The organism is Stenotrophomonas sp. STM01 (assembly GCF_014852135.1).
In the GTDB taxonomy this organism is placed as follows: Bacteria; Pseudomonadota; Gammaproteobacteria; order Xanthomonadales; family Xanthomonadaceae; genus Stenotrophomonas; species Stenotrophomonas capsici.
The window spans coordinates 726,221-745,027 of record NZ_JACVBA010000002.1 but is presented as its reverse complement, the minus strand read 5'-3'; the positions used below and the strand labels follow the sequence as shown (position 1 = coordinate 745,027).

20 protein-coding genes are annotated in these 18,807 nt (G+C 65.9%); 16 read left to right on the top strand and 4 right to left on the bottom strand.

What is annotated here, in order from left to right:
* Positions 1-38 precede the first annotated feature (38 nt).
* On the top strand, positions 39-602 hold the full coding sequence (locus tag IB227_RS13245) for a CcdC protein domain-containing protein (protein ID WP_192287762.1): 564 nt from the start codon (positions 39-41) through the stop codon (positions 600-602).
* Between the two features lie 60 nt (positions 603-662).
* Positions 663-1,424, top strand: coding sequence for a YiiX/YebB-like N1pC/P60 family cysteine hydrolase (locus IB227_RS13240; protein ID WP_132865782.1), 762 nt, complete (start codon positions 663-665; stop codon positions 1,422-1,424).
* 89 nt (positions 1,425-1,513) lie between these two features.
* Here IB227_RS13240 and IB227_RS13235 read toward each other — a convergent pair whose 3' ends face one another.
* Positions 1,514-2,155: an OmpW family outer membrane protein gene (locus IB227_RS13235; RefSeq protein WP_132865781.1), complete on the bottom strand. Its 642-nt coding sequence runs from the start codon at positions 2,153-2,155 to the stop codon at positions 1,514-1,516.
* A gap of 202 nt (positions 2,156-2,357) precedes the next feature.
* On the opposite strand from IB227_RS13235, the gene IB227_RS13230 reads away from it, so the two are divergent.
* The 5 genes from IB227_RS13230 (at position 2,358) to IB227_RS13210 (ending at position 7,721) form a co-directional block, all read left to right on the top strand.
* A complete protein-coding gene (locus IB227_RS13230) occupies positions 2,358-2,912 on the top strand; it encodes a DNA-deoxyinosine glycosylase (protein WP_192287761.1) in 555 nt (184 codons plus the stop codon).
* A gap of 187 nt (positions 2,913-3,099) precedes the next feature.
* Positions 3,100-4,479: a dihydrolipoyllysine-residue acetyltransferase gene (gene aceF / locus IB227_RS13225; protein ID WP_192287760.1), complete on the top strand. Its 1,380-nt coding sequence runs from the start codon at positions 3,100-3,102 to the stop codon at positions 4,477-4,479.
* Entirely contained in the window at positions 4,476-5,135 is a 660-nt protein-coding gene (locus IB227_RS13220; RefSeq protein ID WP_192287759.1) for a hypothetical protein, read from the top strand. The genes aceF and IB227_RS13220 overlap by 4 nt, the downstream gene beginning before the upstream one ends.
* A 17-nt stretch (positions 5,136-5,152) precedes the next feature.
* The gene (lpdA, locus tag IB227_RS13215) at positions 5,153-6,937 is read left to right on the top strand and encodes a dihydrolipoyl dehydrogenase (protein WP_192287758.1); all 1,785 of its coding nucleotides are present in this window, start codon (positions 5,153-5,155) and stop codon (positions 6,935-6,937) included.
* A gap of 76 nt (positions 6,938-7,013) precedes the next feature.
* Positions 7,014-7,721, top strand: a complete 708-nt coding sequence (locus IB227_RS13210) for a DUF6624 domain-containing protein (protein WP_192287757.1) — start codon at positions 7,014-7,016, stop codon at positions 7,719-7,721.
* A 115-nt stretch (positions 7,722-7,836) separates the two neighbouring features.
* On the opposite strand, the gene IB227_RS13205 is transcribed toward IB227_RS13210, so the two are convergent.
* Positions 7,837-8,661 (bottom strand): hypothetical protein, encoded by an 825-nt coding sequence (locus tag IB227_RS13205; protein ID WP_132865775.1) that lies wholly within the window; start codon positions 8,659-8,661, stop codon positions 7,837-7,839.
* A gap of 441 nt (positions 8,662-9,102) precedes the next feature.
* Here IB227_RS13205 and IB227_RS13200 point away from each other — a divergent pair, with 441 nt between their 5' ends.
* The 9 genes from IB227_RS13200 (at position 9,103) to IB227_RS13160 (ending at position 16,267) form a co-directional block, all read left to right on the top strand.
* A complete protein-coding gene (locus IB227_RS13200; protein WP_192287756.1) occupies positions 9,103-9,468 on the top strand; it encodes an ATP synthase subunit I in 366 nt (121 codons plus the stop codon).
* Between the two features lie 24 nt (positions 9,469-9,492).
* Positions 9,493-10,290 (top strand): F0F1 ATP synthase subunit A, encoded by a 798-nt coding sequence (gene atpB, locus IB227_RS13195; protein WP_192287755.1) that lies wholly within the window; start codon positions 9,493-9,495, stop codon positions 10,288-10,290.
* Positions 10,291-10,363: 73 nt separating this feature from the next.
* On the top strand, positions 10,364-10,666 hold the full coding sequence (atpE, locus tag IB227_RS13190; protein WP_054661978.1) for a F0F1 ATP synthase subunit C: 303 nt from the start codon (positions 10,364-10,366) through the stop codon (positions 10,664-10,666).
* Positions 10,667-10,781: 115 nt separating this feature from the next.
* Complete coding sequence (locus IB227_RS13185) at positions 10,782-11,252, top strand: F0F1 ATP synthase subunit B (RefSeq protein WP_132865773.1); 471 nt, start codon at positions 10,782-10,784, stop codon at positions 11,250-11,252.
* A gap of 3 nt (positions 11,253-11,255) precedes the next feature.
* On the top strand, positions 11,256-11,783 hold the full coding sequence (locus IB227_RS13180) for a F0F1 ATP synthase subunit delta (protein WP_132865772.1): 528 nt from the start codon (positions 11,256-11,258) through the stop codon (positions 11,781-11,783).
* 45 nt (positions 11,784-11,828) lie between these two features.
* Positions 11,829-13,376, top strand: coding sequence for a F0F1 ATP synthase subunit alpha (gene atpA, locus IB227_RS13175; RefSeq protein ID WP_192287754.1), 1,548 nt, complete (start codon positions 11,829-11,831; stop codon positions 13,374-13,376).
* Between the two features lie 77 nt (positions 13,377-13,453).
* Positions 13,454-14,317 carry a F0F1 ATP synthase subunit gamma gene (gene atpG, locus IB227_RS13170; RefSeq protein ID WP_132865770.1) on the top strand — a complete coding sequence of 288 codons (864 nt, stop codon included), beginning with the start codon at positions 13,454-13,456 and terminating at the stop codon, positions 14,315-14,317.
* A 37-nt stretch (positions 14,318-14,354) separates the two neighbouring features.
* The gene (atpD, locus tag IB227_RS13165) at positions 14,355-15,761 is read left to right on the top strand and encodes a F0F1 ATP synthase subunit beta (RefSeq protein ID WP_192287753.1); all 1,407 of its coding nucleotides are present in this window, start codon (positions 14,355-14,357) and stop codon (positions 15,759-15,761) included.
* A gap of 83 nt (positions 15,762-15,844) precedes the next feature.
* Positions 15,845-16,267, top strand: coding sequence for a F0F1 ATP synthase subunit epsilon (locus IB227_RS13160; RefSeq protein WP_132865768.1), 423 nt, complete (start codon positions 15,845-15,847; stop codon positions 16,265-16,267).
* 230 nt (positions 16,268-16,497) lie between these two features.
* On the opposite strand, the gene IB227_RS13155 is transcribed toward IB227_RS13160, so the two are convergent.
* Positions 16,498-16,875 carry a GtrA family protein gene (locus tag IB227_RS13155; protein ID WP_192287752.1) on the bottom strand — a complete coding sequence of 126 codons (378 nt, stop codon included), beginning with the start codon at positions 16,873-16,875 and terminating at the stop codon, positions 16,498-16,500.
* Positions 16,872-18,740, bottom strand: coding sequence for a hypothetical protein (locus IB227_RS13150; protein WP_192287751.1), 1,869 nt, complete (start codon positions 18,738-18,740; stop codon positions 16,872-16,874). Before IB227_RS13150 ends, IB227_RS13155 begins: the two co-directional genes overlap by 4 nt.
* Between the last annotated feature and the right edge of the window lie 67 nt (positions 18,741-18,807).

The window sequence follows — 18,807 nt, the reverse complement described above, 5'->3', positions numbered from 1 at the left end:
TCCCCGTTCCCGCTGCATCACGAACGGACCCTGACACCATGCCGATGCTGTTCGCCCTGCCGTTGGGGCTGCTGGTCTTCGTTGCGATCACGCTGCTGCTGTTGCCGCTGTCGCTGTGGCAGCGCGTGCGCAATGGTGGCGCGCGACGCCAGGCGCGGCCCTGGCTGGTCACCTTCAATTTCTGGGGCACGCTGGTCTCGACCGTGATGTTCGTGGTGTTCACCGCCATCGCCGGCTTCTGGTGGACCAACGCCTGGGCCTATGCCGCCCTGGGATGGCTGGTGGGGCTGCTGGTCGGCGTGCTGGGCTACCGGCTCACGCAGTTCGACCCGGGTCCGGACGTGCTGTTCTACAAGCCCAGCACGGCGCTGGTGCTGCTGTTGACCCTGATGATCGTGGTGCGCCTGGTGGCAGGCCTGGTGCAGGGATGGCAGGCCTCGGTGAACGGCGTGGCCTGGCCGCAAAGCGGCTGGCTCAGCCATGCCGGCCTGCTGGCGATGGCGGCCCTGCTGCTGGGCTATGCCGGCATGTACGCACTGTTGCTGCGGCGACGGGTACGGCATCACCTGCGCTACCGTCGCCACGACCGCAGCATGCGCTGATCCATGGCGGCCACGCCGGGCTGCCGGTAGGCTGGTGCAACGATCCTGCCGGGGGTATCCATGGGCGTGTTGAACCTGCTGGGACGCCGGATGGCGCATTTCCTCGCCCAGCCACGGCGTCGCCAGATGCGGCCGTCCACCAGCGACCCGGCGTTGCTGGCGCGGACGCTGCGACGCGGCGACGTGCTGCTGGTGGAAGGCAACAGCCGCTTCGCCACGGCGATCAAGTACCTCACCCAGTCCACCTGGTCGCACGCCGCGCTGTACATCGGCGAGGAGCCATTGCACGAAGGCGGGCGGCCGCAGCCGATGCTGATCGACGTGGACGTGGAGCAGGGCGTGCGGCGCATTCCGCTCAGCGAGTTCGCCCACCAGCACACGCGCATCTGCCGTCCACAGGGGCTGGCGCCGATGGTGGTGGAACAGCTGGTCGCATTCATGCGTGCACGGCTGGGCTACAGCTACGACCTGAAGAACGTGTTCGACCTGGCCCGTTACCTGATCCGCCAGCCGCCCGTGCCCGGCAACATGCGCCGGCGCCTGATCGCGCTGGGCAGCGGCGAACCGACCAAGGCGATCTGCTCGACCTTGCTGGCGCAGGCATTCGAGTCGATCCGCTACCCGATCCTGCCCGAGATCGAAACGGTGCTGGAGCAGGCCGGTGGCCGCGAACAGCGGCTGGAGATCCTGCACATCCGCAACTACAGCCTGTACACGCCGCGCGACTTCGACGTCTCGCCGTTCTTCGACGTGATCAAGCCACGCCTGCAATCCGGCTTCGACTACCTCGCCCTGCAATGGAGCGAAGACGGCACCCCGTGAAGCCGCCCTGCGGCTGCGTGAACGAAGACAGGCACGGACCGCGAACGGTCCGTGCCTGTTGAATCAACCACTGTTTTGTTCTGGATGAATCAGAAGCGGGCGCCGATACCAAAGCCCACGGTCCACGGGTCCAGCTTCAGGTCCTGGCCGGTGCCGGCGCCGGCGACGCGCAGTTCCGGACGGGCGTGCATGTAGCGTGCATCGGCACGGGCGAACCAGGTGGAGTTGATGTTCATGTCCACGCCGACGGTGCCGATGGCGCCCTTGGCGGTTTCCACGGCGACGTGGTCGCCGGTGCCGGACAGGCCATCGATCTTCTCGTTGCTGAAGTTCGACTCGTAGTAGCCCACGCCCACGAACGGGCGGAACACGTTGTCAGCCGCGCCGAAGTGGTACTGCGCGCTCAGCGCGATCGGCTGCTGCTCGACCGAGCCGGCCTTGGCGCCGCCATCGGTGCGCACGCGGTGGTTGAACTTGTCGGCAGCACCCCACAGTTCCACGGCGATGTTGTCGTTGAAGTAGTAGCTGGCGCTCAGCGTCGGGGCCGGGCCGCCATCGAACTTGTCGATGCCGTCCACCGGATCGCTCTTGGGCTGCAGCAGCGCAACGCCGCCAACCACGGCAAAATGCTTGCCCGATGCAGTGTCAGCCGTGCCGTCCTGCGCGAACGCAGTGGAAGAAAGCGCAAGCGCGCCCAGGGTGGCAAGGCTCAGAATCTTGATCGAACGCATGACAAACTCCTCGTCTCTCTATCGGGACATTGTTGTTTTCGAGGCCCTCGTTGCGGGGCGTGGCAAACCCTAGCGATGCGAAGATGAATCGCTCTGTACGCATGGGGTTTTTTCTGTGCATGCGTTCAGTAAGCAATGGACGAAACCCCATGAAATCGGGACAAACCACCCAAAGTCCGTTCACGATGTTGTGGCGCGCGTGATGGACGAACAGCTACTGCAGGGATTGCCTGCGCAGGTGAATGCGGATTGCCGGGTGCTGGTGCTGGGTTCGATGCCGGGCGCGGTGTCACTGCAGCAGGCGCGTTACTACGCGCATCCGCGCAACCGCTTCTGGCCGTTGATGGGCGCGTTGTGCGGATTCGATCCCGCGCTGGAGTACACACAGCGCCTGCACTGCCTGTTGCAGTCCGGGGTCGGCGTCTGGGACGTGATCGGCCAGTGCCGGCGCAGTGGCAGCCTGGATGCGGCCATCGAGCGGGGCAGCGAAGTGCCCAATGCGCTGCCGACGCTGATCCAGGGCCTGCCCGGGCTGCGCGCCATCGCCTGCAATGGCGGTGCCGCCGCCGCGGCGTTCCGGCGCTGGGTGTCCCCGGCTTTGCCGCCTTTGGCGGCTGCGCTGCCGGTGCTGGCGCTGCCTTCCACCAGTCCGGCCAACGCGGCATGGACATTGCCGCGCCTGTGCGCGGCCTGGGCGCCACTGCAGCCGTGGCTGGAAACCGGCGCGCAAGCTGCCCCAACGGCCCGTGGCCGTTGACGGGCAGGACATCAGGGACAACCGTTCGGGTCAGTATTGATGGCCTGGCTGGGACAACCGTCGCGCCCGGCCGGGCTTGGGGCGTGGCTGTCCAGGGACATACGTATGCGAATTCAGTGGAGGCGGTTGGCGCTGCGGCCCGGGGACGCCACAATAGGAGATTCCCTCACTGTTGCTGGAGTTATTCATGGCCGAAATCAAGGAAGCACTTGTCCCCGATATCGGTGACTACAGCGACATTCCGGTGATCGAGATCCTGGTTGCCGTCGGCGACACGGTGAAGAAGGACCAGGGCCTGGTCACGCTGGAATCGGACAAGGCCACGATGGAAGTGCCGTCCGCCTATGCCGGCGTGGTCAAGGAACTCAAGGTCAAGGTGGGTGACACCCTGTCCGAGGGCAAGGTCGTGGCCGTGATCGAAGTGGCCGAGGAGAGCGCCGCCAAGCCGGCCGCCGCTGCTGCCCCGGCCGCGCCGGCCAAGGTCGAGCCGACCGCCGAGACCGGTGCCAAGGTCGAACCGGTGGCTGTTGCCCCGGTGGCCGACAAGCTGGCCCAGCGCGAGATCCAGCAGGAAGACGCGCTGCCGGCCGGCACCCCGGCGACCCCGCCGGTGCAGTTCAACGCCGAAGGCGTGTTGCCGTCCAAGGTGCCGTATGCCAGCCCTGCGGTGCGCGTGTTCGCCCGTGAGCTGGGCGTGGACCTGGCCCAGGTGGGGGGCAGCGAGAAGGGCGGCCGCATCACCAAGGCCGACGTGCAGAAGTTCGTCAAGGGCGCCCTGAGCGGCGGCGTGGCCGTGGCCGGTGCCGCACCGGCCGCCGCCGGCGGTGGCCTGAACCTGCTGCCGTGGCCGAAGGTGGACTTCAGCAAGTTCGGCGAGACCGAGGTGCAGCCGCTGTCGCGCATCAAGAAGATCTCCGGCGCCAACCTGGCCCGCAACTGGGCGATGATCCCGCACGTCACCCAGTTCGACCAGGCCGACATCACCGAGCTGGAAGCCCTGCGCGTGGCGCTGAACAAGGAGAACGAGAAGGCTGGCATCAAGCTGACCATGCTCGCCTTCCTGATCAAGGCCAGCGCCGCGGCGCTGAAGAAGTTCCCCGAGTTCAACGCCTCGCTCGATGCCAGCGGCGAGAACCTCACCCTGAAGAAGTACTTCCACATCGGCTTCGCCGCCGACACGCCGAACGGGCTGGTCGTGCCGGTGATCCGCGACGTGGACAAGAAGGGTGTGGTGCAGATCGCGCAGGAAACCGGCGAGCTGGCGAAGAAGGCGCGCGACGGCAAGCTGGGCCCGGCCGACATGAGCGGCGGCTGCTTCTCGATCAGCTCGTTGGGGGGCATCGGCGGCACCGCCTTCACCCCGATCGTCAATGCCCCGGAAGTGGCCATCCTGGGCGTGTCCAAGTCCTCGATCCAGCCGGTCTGGAACGGCAAGGAATTCGCCCCCAAGCTGTTGCTGCCGCTGTCGCTGAGCTACGACCACCGCGTCATCGACGGCGCGCTGGCCGCACGCTTCACCACGTACCTGTCGCAGGTGCTGGCCGACATGCGGCGCGTGCTGCTGTGACATCGGCCGCGCTCAAGCGGGCGCTGTTGATCGCGTTGCTGGGGCTGGCGTCCTCGCCGGCCCTGGCCGCTCGCCAGTGCGAAGCGGTGGTCGGCGAAGGCTGGCCGCCGGCGGTGGGCAACTACGGCCAGGCTGCCGCGCAGCTGCTGGGTGGCCAGGCCGAAGACGGCCTGTCGCTGCTGGTGTTGCCGGCGCGGGGCGTGGAGACCCAGGTGCTGCTGCGGCGCGACGCCGGCGGCAGCCAGTGGCAGGTGCTGGCCGGCCAGGCCGACAAGCGCATCTACAACTGGGACGGCGGCGCCAGCCGTGGCGGCGTGAACCTGCGCCTGGACCAGTCGCCGGAGTTCGCCCAGGCGCCCCTGCCCGACGCACTGGCCCAGCGCCTGGTGGCGGCATGGGCCAGTGCCCTGGCCACGCCCGAAGTGGCTGCACGTGCACCGGTGACCGATGGCGAGGTGGTGTCCTTCACCATCAACGGCGAGCGTTACAGCGGGTTGCGGCCCGGTTGCGGCCAACTGGCGGAGCTGCTGGAGCAGGCTGCGCTGCTGGTCGAGCTGGCGCACAGCAAGGACAAAAAATACGAGAAGCGCTACGAGGGCATCGAACGCGCGCTCGACAAGATGCATGACCGGTTCTACGGCGAAGACGCCGGCTGAGCCCACAGGAGAAGACAATGGCGACGATTGAAATCAAGGTTCCGGACATCGGTGATTACGACAAGGTGCCGGTGATCGAGATCCTGGTGGCCGTGGGCGACACGGTGAAGAAGGACCAGGGCCTGGTGACGCTGGAATCGGACAAGGCCACGCTGGAAGTGCCGTCCACGGCCGACGGCGTGGTCAAGGAAATCAAGGTCAAGCTCGACGACAAGCTCTCACAGGGTGACGTGGTGGTGGTGCTGGAGGCTGCCGGTGCCGCACCCGCAGCGGCCAAGGCCGTCCCGGGCAGCAAGCCGCCGGTGACCCCGTCGCACCGCGCACCGGACCCGGCCGTGGCCGCCAAGGCACTGCCATCGACCGGCCGCGCAGCCGACATCGAATGCCGCATCGTGGTGCTGGGCGCTGGCCCGGGCGGCTATACCGCCGCGTTCCGCGCCGCCGACCTGGGCATGGACACCGTGCTGATCGAGCGCTACGCCAGCCTCGGTGGCGTCTGCCTCAACGTCGGCTGCATCCCGTCCAAGGCCCTGCTACACGCGGCCGAGATCATCGACCATGCCGCGCATGCCGATGAACTGGGCATCGCGTACGGCGCGCCGAAGATCAGCCTGGACAAGCTGCGCAGCTATAAGGAAAAGGTCGTCGGCCAGCTGACCAAGGGCCTGGCCGGCATGGCCAAGCAGCGCAAGATCCGTACCGTGCAGGGCGTGGCCAGGTTCGTCTCGGCCAACGAGCTGGAAATCACCGCCGACGACGGCAAGACCCAGCTGCTGCGCTTCGAGCAGTGCATCATCGCCGCCGGTTCGCAGGCAGTGAAGCTGCCGAACTTCCCGTGGGACGACAAGCGCGTGATGGATTCCACCGACGCGCTGGAACTGGCCGAAGTGCCGGGTTCGCTGCTGGTCGTCGGCGGCGGCATCATCGGCCTGGAAATGGCCACCGTGTACAGCGCGCTGGGTGCCAAGGTCACCGTGGTCGAGTTCATGGACCAGCTGATGCCGGGCGCCGACAAGGACCTGGTCAAGCCGCTGGCCGACCGCCTGAAGAAGCAGGGCATCGAGGTCCACCTCAAGACCAAGGCCTCGGGCGTGACCGCCGACAAGAAGGGCATCACCGTCACCTTCGAGGCCGCCACCGAGGGCGAGAAGCCGGCGATGGAAAGCGGCACCTTCGATCGCGTGCTGGTGGCCGTCGGCCGCTCGGCCAACGGCAGGAAGATCGATGCCGACAAGGCCGGCGTCGAAGTCACCGATCGCGGCTTCATCCCGGTCGATCGCCAGATGCGCACCAACGTGCCGCACATCTTCGCCATCGGCGACATCGTCGGTAACCCGATGCTGGCCCACAAGGCCACGCACGAAGGCAAGCTGGCGGCCGAAGTGGCCTTCGGCGAGAAGAAGGAGTGGGTGGCGCGGGTGATCCCGTCGGTGGCCTACACCAACCCGGAGATCGCGTGGGTGGGCGTCACCGAGACCGAGGCCAAGGCCAAGGGCCTGAAGGTGGGCGTGGCCAAGTTCCCGTGGGCGGCCAGCGGTCGTGCCATCGGCATCGCGCGTACCGAAGGTTTCACCAAGCTGATCTTCGATGAGGAAACCCACCGCGTCATCGGTGGCGCCATCGTCGGCGTGCACGCCGGTGAACTGCTGGCCGAGATCGGCCTGGCCATCGAGATGGGTGCCGAGGCCGAGGACATCGGCCACACCATCCACGCCCACCCGACCCTGAGCGAGTCGGTGGCGATGGCATCGGAGATCTACGACGGCACCATCACCGACCTGTACCTTCCGAAGAAGAAGTAAGCTGCATACGAAGTGATCGTCACGACGCCCCTTCACCGGGGCGTCGTTGTTTGCGGATGTCGCAGGGAGAATGGGAATGTTGCGAGCGGTCGCGGTGATGGCGGTATTGGCATGCGCAGGCAACGCCTGCGCCGAGGAAGAAGACCCGGAGCTGGCGGCGGCATTGCTGAAGTGCCCTGCAGCGGCGGTTTTCGCCAAGGCCGAGGAAGCACGCAAGGCCGAGGACGCGCGCCGATGGGCCGGCATCACGCCCAGTGCGCCACCGCTGCGCGAGCAGCTGCTGGAAATGGCACGCGTCGACCAGGATGCGCGTGACGGCGACTGGTCGCAGGAGATGATCACGAAGATGCTGGCGGTGGACGCCGCCAACCTGCCGAGGATCAAGCAGATCGTCGCCGACCATCACGGCCTGCCGGGCGTGCGTGAAGTGGGCGCCGATGGCATGGCCGCAGCATGGTTGCTGGTGCAGCATGCCGACACCGATGCGGCCTTCCAGCAGCAGGTGCTGGAGGGTCTGGCGCCGAAGGTGGACAGCGGTGAAGTCTCCGCGCGTGAGTACGCGTTGCTGGTTGATCGCGTGCTGGTCAACACCGGCAAGCCGCAGCGCTATGGCAGCCAGCTGGCGGCGATCAGCAGCAGGTGGCAACCCAAGCCGATGGAAGCGCCCGAACAGGTTGATGCGCGTCGTGCCGCGCTGGGCCTGATGCCGCTGGCCGATTACCTCTGCGTCGCCGTGGAGATGTTCCCGGCACCGGCCACCGATGCGGACGGCAAGCTGCTGTAAACAGTGCGGCCGGTAGCTCCGCAGGGGCTTTCCTGCCGAGGCCGCGTGCCGGTCAGGGCTGGGTACCACCACACAGCGTGACGTGCCAGGCAACGCCTGGCACGCCCGCCATCGATCAGAACGACAGGCTCACGCCTGCCAGCGGGCCCTTGAACTCCTGCTTCAGGCCGATCACGCCGTCGCTGCCACGCTTGTCGGCATCCAGCTTGAACCAGTCGTAGCCGGCGAAGATGCCGAAGTTCTGGTTGAAGTTGTACTGCACGATGGCATTGGCGCGGCTGAGGTCGCCCTTGTAGTCGTCGAAGTTGCCCCAGCGCGTGTTGAGGTACTGGCCCTGCAGGTTGATCAGCCAGTGCTCGGAGGGCGTGAACGTCAGGCGCGCGCCGACCACCGGCGCGATGCCGTCGGTCTTCTCGTTGAGGAAGCGGCCCTGGTAGAGGTCGCCCAGGTCGGCATAGGCATCGGCGCTGACCTTGGCGTACTCGGCGCCCAACTGCAGGCCGACGTCGAACTTCTCGCTGTCCACCACCGAGTAGTCATAGACCAGCGTGGCCACCTGGTACTTCAGCTCGCCCTTGACGAAGCTGCCGGCCGGCACGGTGGTGTCGCCGTAGCTCACCGTTTCGCCCAGCGTCTGGCGGCGATCCTTGTCGTACTTGAAGTAGTCGAAGATCAGGCGCTGGCGGTCGCTGATGCGGAACAGGCCATCCACGCGCGGTTCCCACTCCTTGCCGCCCATGCCGAAATCCTCGGACAGGTTGATCGGCTGGCCACCGATCACGGTGCTGCCGCGGATGGTGTTGTCGGTGTCGATGTTCATCGCGCCCAGCCGCAGCGTGAAGCGCGGGTCCTCTTCGGCGGCGTGCACCGGCAATGCATGGAACAGGCCCAGCGCCAGCGCGCAGGGGGCGATCACGGGGAGGAGGTTGAGTTGGCGCATCGCGTGCTTTCTCGTGTTGCGGGAAAGCAATGGACTATCGGTGATCGCACGTACCATCGACGTGACCGGAGCGTGCACGCGATGTGCATGCGCGGGCGGAAATCACGGAGCAGGCGAGAGGTGCGGTGAGGTGGTGCCGCAGGGGACGGGCGACACCACCTCACCCGGTCCGCCGGGGCATTCGACGAGTAATGTCGACGGACACGGACAATCTGACAGGCCGGTTGACAGGAAGTTCCCGCTGCTGCAGCGCAATATCGCCCGCCCGCCCGGCCCCGGTGGGCGGGGGAAAAAACCAGCAAATGCGGCAACTTGCATAGTCAAAAGGGCAGGCTGATGGCGGTTGTCTCGCAAAATGTCCCGCTGTTATACTTTCGCGGCTCGACGAGGCGCCCACGCGCGGCTCGGTTCCCTTTATTCACCTGTGCAGGACACTTTGACGTGCTGAACTCCGTTGACGCGGGTCGGCGACTGATGTTGCGCGCCGCGGTCTATCCGCTGGCAGCAGTGGTGGTCCTGGCTCTGGCCTTCCTGTTCATGGGGCCGAAGTACGCACTTGGCGCGCTCGTCTCGGGCGTGACGGTGGTGGCGGGAACCGTTCTGGCGGCGTGGGTTGGGCTCGGTGGCGGCGTTCAGGCTGCCGGTTCAGCAATGATCCGCCTGTTCCTGGGGTTCGCGCTGAAGATCGTGTTGATCGTTGTTGTGCTGGTGCTGGCGTTTGTCTGGTGGCGGCTTCCTCCTTTGGCGCTGCTGGCCGCAATTCCAGTGGCGCTGATGTTCCAGGTTCTGGCTCTGGCCAGGCGTTGATCCATTTATAAAGGTTCCGGACTCATGGCGGGCGAGGCTCTTACCCCTACCACCTACATCCAGCATCACCTGCAGAATCTGACCGCCAAGGTCGGGGACGGCGGCGCGTTCTGGACCATCCACGTCGATACGATCGTCACCGCGGTGCTGATGGGCCTGCTGATGGTCTTCGCCTTCTGGATGGCGACCCGCAAGGCCACGGCCGGCGTGCCGGGCAAGTGGCAGGCCTTCGTTGAAATCTGCCTGGAGTTCGTTGACCGCCAGGCCAAGGACACCTACCACGGCAAGAGCAAGCTGGTGACGCCGATCGCGATCACCATCTTCTTCTGGATCCTGTTGATGAACCTCATCAAGATGATCCCGGCCGACTTCATCGCCAAGCCGCTGGAATGGGCGGGCGTGCACTACTGGAAGCCGGTCCCGACCGCCGACGTCAATGCCACCCTGGGCATGTCGATCAGCGTGTTCTTCCTGATGGTCTTCTTCTCGCTCAGCTCCAAGGGCCTGGTCGGCTTCATCAAGGAGTTCCTGACCGCTCCGTTCGGCAAGTGGATGATGCCGTTCAACCTGATCCTCAACATCGTCGAGTGGCTGAGCAAGCCGATTTCGCTGGCGATGCGACTGTTCGGCAACATGTTCGGCGGCGAAATCGTCTTCCTGCTGATCTGGGTGCTGGGCGGCGCCGGTGTGTTCGGTGCTGTTGCCGGTGGCGTGTTCGGCCTTGGCTGGATGCTGTTCCACCTGCTGGTGATCCCGCTGCAGGCCTTCATCTTCATGATGCTGTCGATCGTGTACCTGAGCCTGTCGGAAGACAGCCACTGAGTTACAAGCTTCAACCAGTTCCAACCTTCATCCGTTTCATCACCCTTAGCTACTTAAGTTCCTGGAGAAAACCATGTACTTCGCCGTCCTGACCAATCTCGCCCAAGTTCAGAGCTCCACCGCCCTTGCCGTTGGCATCATGATCGGCCTGGCCGCGCTGGGCGCCGGTCTGGGTCTGGCCATCATGGCTGGTAAGTTCCTGGAGTCGGCCGCTCGCCAGCCGGAACTGATCCCGGTCCTGCAGGTCCGCATGTTCATCACCGCCGGCCTGATCGACGCCGCATTCATCATCTCGGTCGCCGTTGGCCTGCTGCTGGCCTTCGCCAACCCGCTGGCTGCTGCCCTGCTGGCCGAAGCCGCCAAGCTGGCAGGCTGATCCAGCTGCAGTGAGACAGTCCGGTGCCTGCTGAAGGCGCCGGGCTTCGGATGAAGGTTCGGTTGCGCCGCCACGGCGGCGCAGCCACCCCCGACACCAGCGATCGAGCTAATTCATGAATATCAATCTCACCCTCTTTGCACAGGCCCTGGCCTTTGCCGCGCTGATCTGGATCATCGCGACCAAGATCTGGCCGCCGCTGTTGAAGGCCATCGAAGAGCGCCAGCAGAAGATCGCTGAAGGCCTCGCTGCTGCCGACCGCAGCCAGAAAGACCTGGCCCAGGCCGAAGTGAAGGTCAACGAGGCGCTGAAGGAAGCTCGTGGCAAGGCCAACGAGATCATCGACCAGGCGCACGCCCGGGCGAACCAGATCGTTGAAGCCGCCAAGAACGAAGCCATCGCCGAAGCCAACCGCCAGAAAGAACTGGCCCAGGCCGAAATCGACGCTGCCGCCAACCGTGCCCGCGAAGATCTGCGCAAGCAGGTGTCCGCCCTGGCCGTGACCGGCGCAGAAAAGCTGCTCAAGCGCGAAATCGATGCCAACGCCCACAAGGCGCTGCTCGACGAGCTGGCCGCGGAGATCTGATAGATGAGCCAGGCCCTCACGCTTGCCCGCCCGTACGCCCGCGCCGCTTTCGCGATTGCGCGCGAGGAAGGCAAGTTCGCGCCGTGGTCGGATGCGCTTGCGTTCTCCGCCCGCGTTGCCGCCGATCCGCGCGTGTCGGCCCTGCTGTCCAATCCGGAGCTGGGCCGCGGCGACGCCGTCGCCCTGCTGGCCCCGGAAGCGGCGGGTGAAACCTTCGGCCGCTTCCTGAACCTGCTGGCCGAGTCGCACCGCCTGCAGCAGCTGCCGGAAATCGCCGGCCTGTTCGACCAGATGCGCGCCGAGGCCGAAAACGTGGTCAAGGCCACGGTGACCTCGGCGGCCGAGCTGTCGGCTGACGAGCTGGAAAAGATCAAGGCCGCGCTGCGCAGGCGCTTCGGCCGCGACGTCGAGGTATCGACCGCGGTGGACGCTTCGCTGATCGGCGGCGCCGTGATCGATGCCGGCGATGTGGTCATCGATGGTTCGCTCAAGGGCAAGCTGTCCCGCCTGCAGACCGCGCTCGCACACTGAATTCAATTTAACGTCCGGCTTGATTGCCGGCACTAGGACTTGACGATGGCTACCACGCTCAACCCCTCCGAAATCAGCGAACTGATCAAGAACCGCATCGAGAAGGTCGCCCTGTCCGCGGAATCGCGCAACGAAGGCACCGTCACCTCGGTGTCCGACGGCATCGTGCGCATCTACGGCCTGGCTGACGTGATGCAGGGCGAAATGATCGAACTGCCGAACAACACCTACGCACTGGCGCTGAACCTGGAGCGCGACTCGGTCGGCGCCGTGGTGCTGGGTGACTACGAGCACCTGCGCGAAGGCGACGTGGCCAAGACCACCGGTCGCATCCTGGAAGTGCCGGTGGGCCCGGAAATGCTGGGCCGCGTGGTCAACGCCCTGGGCGAGCCGATCGACGGCAAGGGCCCGCTGGGTACCCACCTGACCGCCCCGGTGGAGCGTGTTGCCCCCGGCGTGATCTGGCGCAAGTCCGTCGACCAGCCGGTGCAGACCGGCTACAAGTCGGTCGACTCGATGATCCCGATCGGCCGTGGCCAGCGCGAGCTGATCATCGGTGACCGCCAGACCGGCAAGACCGCGATGGCCATCGACGCGGTGATCAACCAGAAGGGCACCGGCATCAAGTGCGTGTACGTCGCGATCGGCCAGAAGGCCTCGACCGTGGCCAACATCGTGCGCAAGCTGGAAGAGAACGGCGCGCTGGCCCACACCGTGGTCGTGGCCGCCACCGCTTCGGAATCGGCCGCGATGCAGTACATCAGCGCCTACTCCGGCTGCACCATGGGCGAGTACTTCATGGACCGCGGCGAAGACGCCCTGATCGTGTACGACGACCTGTCCAAGCAGGCCGTTGCCTACCGCCAGATCTCGCTGCTGCTCAAGCGCCCGCCGGGCCGTGAAGCCTACCCGGGTGACGTGTTCTACCTGCACTCCCGCCTGCTCGAGCGCGCAGCCCGCGTGTCGGAGGAGTACGTGGAGAAGTTCACCGAAGGCAAGGTCACCGGCAAGACCGGTTCGCTGACCGCGCTGCCGATCATCGAAACCCAGGCCGGCGACGTGTCCGCCTTCGTTCCGACCAACGTGATCTCGATCACCGACGGCCAGATCTTCCTGGAAACCGACCTGTTCAACGCCGGTATCCGTCCGGCCGTCAACGCCGGTATCTCGGTGTCGCGCGTGGGTGGCTCGGCCCAGACCAAGATCATCAAGAAGCTGTCCGGCGGCATCCGTATCTCGCTGGCCCAGTACCGTGAGCTGGCCGCGTTCGCGCAGTTCGCCTCGGACCTGGACGAAGCGACCCGCAAGCAGCTGGAGCGCGGCCAGCGCGTCACCGAGCTGATGAAGCAGAAGCAGTACCTGCCGATGTCCATCGCCGACCAGGCGCTGTCGATCTACGCCGTCAACGAGGGTTACCTCGACGACGTGCCGGTCAACAAGCTGCTGGCCTTCGAAGCCGGCCTGCACGCGCACTTTGCCAACACCGCCGGCGAGCTGGTCTCCAAGATCAACGCCACCGGTGGCTGGAACGACGAGATCGAGGCGGCCTTCAAGAAGGGCATCTCCGATTTCAAGAGCACCGGCACCTGGTAACAGCGTATGTAGAGCGGAGCCATGCTCCGCTTCACACTGATAAAGCGGGGCTCAGCCCCGCTCTACGGGAATAAGAGATGGCAAGCGGACGCGAAATCAAAACCAAGATCAAGAGCGTGCAGAACACCCGCAAGGTGACGCGCGCGCTCGAAATGGTCTCGGCCTCCAAGATCCGCAAGGCGCAGGATCGGATGAAGACCTCGCGTCCGTACGCGCAGGCGATGAAGCAGGTGATCGGCCACCTGGCCCAGGCCAGCACCGATTTCCAGCACCCGTTCCTGGTTGAGCGCGAGAACGTCAAGCGCGTGGGCTACATCGTGATCTCTTCCGATCGCGGTCTGGCCGGCGGCCTGAACAACAACCTGTTCCGCAAGGCCGTGGCCGAGATGCGCGGCTGGCAGGAAAAGGGCGCCGAGATCGACATGGTGACCGTCGGCCAGAAGGCCAGCGTGTTCTTCCGTCGCGTCAACGTGAACATGGTCGGCAGCGTCACCCACATCGGCGACCAGCCGAAGCTGGAAACGCTGATCGGCGTGATCAAGGTCATGCTCGACGCCTTCACCGAAGGCAAGGTCGACCGCGTGTACCTGGTCTACAACCGTTTCATCAACACGATGACGCAGAAGGCCTCCTTCGACCAGCTGCTGCCGTTGCCGGCCAGCGAAACGCAGGTGGCTTCGCACGACTGGGACTACCTGTACGAACCCGATGCCGCGACCGTGCTCGAGCACGTGATCACGCGTTACATCGAGTCGTTGGTGTACCAGGCCGTGCTGGAGAACGTTGCTTCCGAGCATGCGGCACGCATGGTGGCGATGAAGGCGGCGAGCGACAACGCGAACAAGCTGATCGGAACCCTGCAGCTGGTCTACAACAAGGCCCGCCAGGCAGCGATCACCCAGGAAATCTCCGAAATCGTCGGCGGCGCGGCAGCAGTCTGACGCGCACAGTCAAAGCACACATTTAGAGGATGCAGCAATGAGTCAGGGCAAGATCGTTCAGATCATCGGCGCGGTCGTCGACGTCGAATTCCCGCGCAGCGACGTACCGAAGGTGTACGACGCGCTGAAGGTGGAAAACACCGAAATCACGCTGGAAGTCCAGCAGCAGCTGGGTGACGGCATCGTCCGCACCATCGCCCTCGGTTCGACCGACGGCCTGAAGCGTGGCCTGGTCACCGTCAACACCAACCGCGCCATCTCGGTGCCGGTCGGTGCCGGCACCCTGGGCCGCATCATGGACGTGCTGGGTCGCCCGATCGACGAAGCCGGCCCGGTTGCCGCTTCGGACAACTGGGAAATCCACCGCGCCGCCCCGTCGTACGAAGACCAGTCTTCCTCGACCGAGCTGCTGGAAACCGGCATCAAGGTGATCGACCTGATGTGCCCGTTCGCCAAGGGCGGCAAGGTCGGCCTGTTCGGCGGCGCCGGCGTCGGCAAGACCGTCAACATGATGGAGCTGATCAACAACATCGCCAAGGCGCACAGCGGCCTGTCCGTGTTCGCCGGCGTGGGTGAGCGTACCCGTGAGGGCAACGACTTCTACCACGAGATGAAGGACTCCAACGTCCTGGACAAGGTCGCGATGGTGTACGGCCAGATGAACGAGCCGCCGGGCAACCGTCTGCGCGTCGCCCTGACCGGCCTGACCATGGCCGAGTACTTCCGCGACGAGAAGGACGCCAACGGCAAGGGCAAGGACGTGCTGCTGTTCGTCGACAACATCTACCGCTACACGCTGGCCGGTACCGAAGTGTCGGCACTGCTGGGCCGCATGCCGTCGGCCGTGGGTTACCAGCCGACCCTGGCTGAGGAAATGGGCGTCCTGCAGGAGCGCATCACCTCGACCAAGACCGGTTCGATCACCTCGATCCAGGCCGTCTACGTGCCGGCCGATGACTTGACCGACCCGTCGCCGGCCACCACGTTCGCCCACTTGGACTCGACCGTGACCCTGTCGCGTTCGATCGCCTCGCTGGGTATCTACCCGGCCGTGGATCCGCTGGACTCGACCTCGCGCCAGATGGACCCGCAGGTCATCGGCAACGAGCATTACGAAACCGCCCAGCGCGTCCAGCAGACCCTGCAGAAGTACAAGGAACTGAAGGACATCATCGCCATCCTGGGCATGGACGAACTGTCCGAGGAAGACAAGCAGGCCGTGACCCGCGCCCGCAAGATCGAGCGCTTCTTCAGCCAGCCGTTCCACGTGGCCGAAGTGTTCACCGGCTCGCCGGGCAAGTACGTGCCGCTGAAGGACACCATCCGTGGCTTCAAGGCCATCGTGGACGGTGAGTACGACCACCTGCCGGAGCAGGCGTTCTACATGGTCGGCGGCATCGACGAAGCGGTCGAGAAGGCCAAGAAGATGGCTGAAAAGGCCTAATTCCCGCATAGGGCGGAGTTCGCTCCGCCTTCGCGGCATCCTGCGGTGGGCGCAGGCCCACCCAACCAGGCGAAGAGATTTCCATGAGCACCATCCGTTGCGACATCGTCAGTGCCGAGCAGCAGATCTTCAGCGGCGAAGCGACCCTGGTCGTGGCCACCGGTGAGCTGGGCGAGCTGGGCATCGCGCCCAAGCACGCACCGCTGATCACCCGCCTGAAGCCGGGCAAGGTCGTGGTCACCACGGCAGCTGGCGAGCACCTGGATTTCGCCATCTCCGGCGGCATCCTGGAAGTCCAGCCGCAGGTCGTGACCGTGCTGGCCGACACCGCCATCCGCGCCACCGACATCGACGAAGCTGCCGTGCGCAAGGCCAAGGAAGAAGCCGAGCGCGTGCTCGCCAACCGTGGCGAAGCCATGGAGCTGGCCGAAGCACAGCAGCGTCTGGCCGAAGTCACCGCGCAGTTGCAGGCGCTGGAGCGTCTGCGTCGCACCCTCAAGCACTGAGGCTGCCCGCAGCGCATGCGAGAACGCCGGCCCTGGGCCGGCGTTCTTGTTTGGGCGGCTGCAAGGCTGGAGGAAGCGTGCCAGCTCCGTGGAAAGCCCCTCTGACGCAGTGACCACCACCTCCCCCGGAGAGCGGATAAGCGGCGAGTGAGGGTTCCGTGTCGTGGTGGACGTGAACCGGTGCGGCAGGGTGGCAGGGAAATGCCGGTGCCATCAGCCGCCGCAGTGCGTCAGCGGTAGATCCAGTAGCGGGAGATGAAGAAGCTGGCGACGGCCAGTACCGCTTCGACCACCGGCTTGGCCAGCCATGCGTACTGCAGGCCGGCGCTGTGTCCGACCAAGCCGACGGCCCAGGTGCTGATGATGGTCAGCACGATCCAGGCAATGATGAAGCGCACCAGATGCCGGCGGCCCAGCGGCGTGCTGGTGGAGAACGTGATCGTGCCGTTCAACCAGAAGCCGAGCAGGGCGCCGGTGATGCGCCCGCAGACGTTGGCCACCTCCAAGGGGACCCCGAAGTGGCTCAGGGCCACGGTGACCGCCCAATCCAGGATCCATTGCAGGAATCCCATCAGCAGGAACAGCCAGCCTTGGCGGGCGAGCGTCATGGCGTGTTTTCCGCGGGGATCGACCACCATTCGACCTGACGGACGGTATCGCGGTGGGTGGCGTGCGCCAACTCCAATGCGGCGCGTTGGGCAGGAGTTACAGCCTCGCTGTGCAGGATCACGTCACTGACCCCTTCGTTCCGCAGTACGGCGAGCCAGGCCTGGCCGCTGGCATCCCCGGCCGCCCCGATGGCTGCCTGTGACAGCGGCGGCGAGTACCAGCTGAGGGTGCGGCCGCGACTGCCAAATTCAGCGTAGAACGCCTGCGCAGGGTCCAGTAGCAGCACGTTGCCTTGCGGCCCGCCGCCATCGCGCATGGCCTTGGCCAGAATGCGTTCCGGTGCGTAGTGCTCCAGCAGCGGCGCGTCGCGCCCCGCGGCTTTCACGGTCTCCTTGATGGCGCCATAGCGCAGCGTCCAGTGAGCACTTGCCTGGAAGCACAACTGCAGCACGCACAGCCCGATCGCGATCCATGTGGCATGGCGCAGGTTCACCCGGCACATCGCCGTGACTAGCACCGCAGCCAACACCGCCAACCCGGGATAGGCGTAGCGCATGTATTGCAGGGGCAACAGCGGTAGCAGCAGTACCAGCGAGGCGGCGATGGCGGCGGCACGGGTGCCGCGGTTGAACAGCGCCAGCAGCCAGGGACCGAGCAGTGCGACCAGCACGAAGCTGCCGCCACCGGCGAACGCTTCGAGGAATCGGTCGGTGTGGAAGCTCATCTGCCACAACAGCAAGGGGCTGAAGCCGCTGTGCCAGCGGTCATCGAAGAAGTTGGTGGGCGCGTAGTACGGCGACTGGAACCAACCGTTGAGCAGCGGCAGCACCGGGTTGCCGGCCAGGACCTGCCCGTGCGCGTAGCTGGCACCGGCGACCGCCAGCCCCAGCAGGAACACCGCGCCAATGCGTGGCAGCGATGGCCAAGGATGGCGGATCAGGGCCCAGAGCAACGGCACCACCGCCATCACCGCGGCGGAGGTCTTGATTGCCGCCAGACCGCCGCACAGCACGGCCAGTGCCAGCCAGAAGCGGAAACTGCCATCGCGGGGGCCGGCGACGAGCGCGAACAGCCAGGCCAGCGCGGCGGCGATCGGCAGCTCGGTCTGCATGCCGCCGGCCAGTGCCGTGGTCAGCGGCTGGCTCAGCGCCACGGCCGCGGCCAGCCAGCGGCCAGCGACGGGTGCATCCAATCGGGCGGCCAGCTGCCAGAGCCCGCTGGCGAGCAGCAGCAGCCACAGGGCGTTGACCGGCCCGCGCGCTTCCTGGTGGGCGATCAGCTGGGTGACGGCCTGTACCACGTCCGAGGCCCAGGGCGCGAACGCCCACACCTGGTGCTCGGGCGCCGGACTATAGAAGCCCTGTTGCTGCAGCTGCCACGGCAGGCGCAGGTGATAGGCCAGGTCGTCGTACTGCAGGGTAGGCAGCCAGCAACTGGCTGCAGCCAGGCCCATCACGATCACGCAGAACGTGGCCAGCCGTGGCGTCGCGGCAACGGCCGATTGCCAGTGGCTGGCAGCTTCGCGCAGCATGCCGGTCACCTGGGTGCGGCGGATGGCCAGCAATGCCACGCAGGCCAGCAGATACCCCCAGCCGTTGTGAATGGGCAACGTGAGCAGCCAGCCGAGGGTTCCTGCGATCAGCAGCAGGCCGAGCACGGCCTGCAGGCCGATCGGGCCACGCGGGAACAGCAGGCTGCCGGCGGCGATCGCAGCCAGGGCCAGCAAGGCGGTGGCGAACACCGGCAGCGGGCCGGCGAACACGCACAGCAGCACGCCCCACAGGGCCAGTGCCCAGCTTGCCTGCGCACCACGCCACAGCCGGGCCGGAAGCCAGGACAGGCCGGCAACCAGCAGGCCGAGCACCAGCAATTCGCCAGCCCTGCTGAGGGGCCGGGTCGCCCATAACTCCGGTGTTGCCAGGCCAATGAGC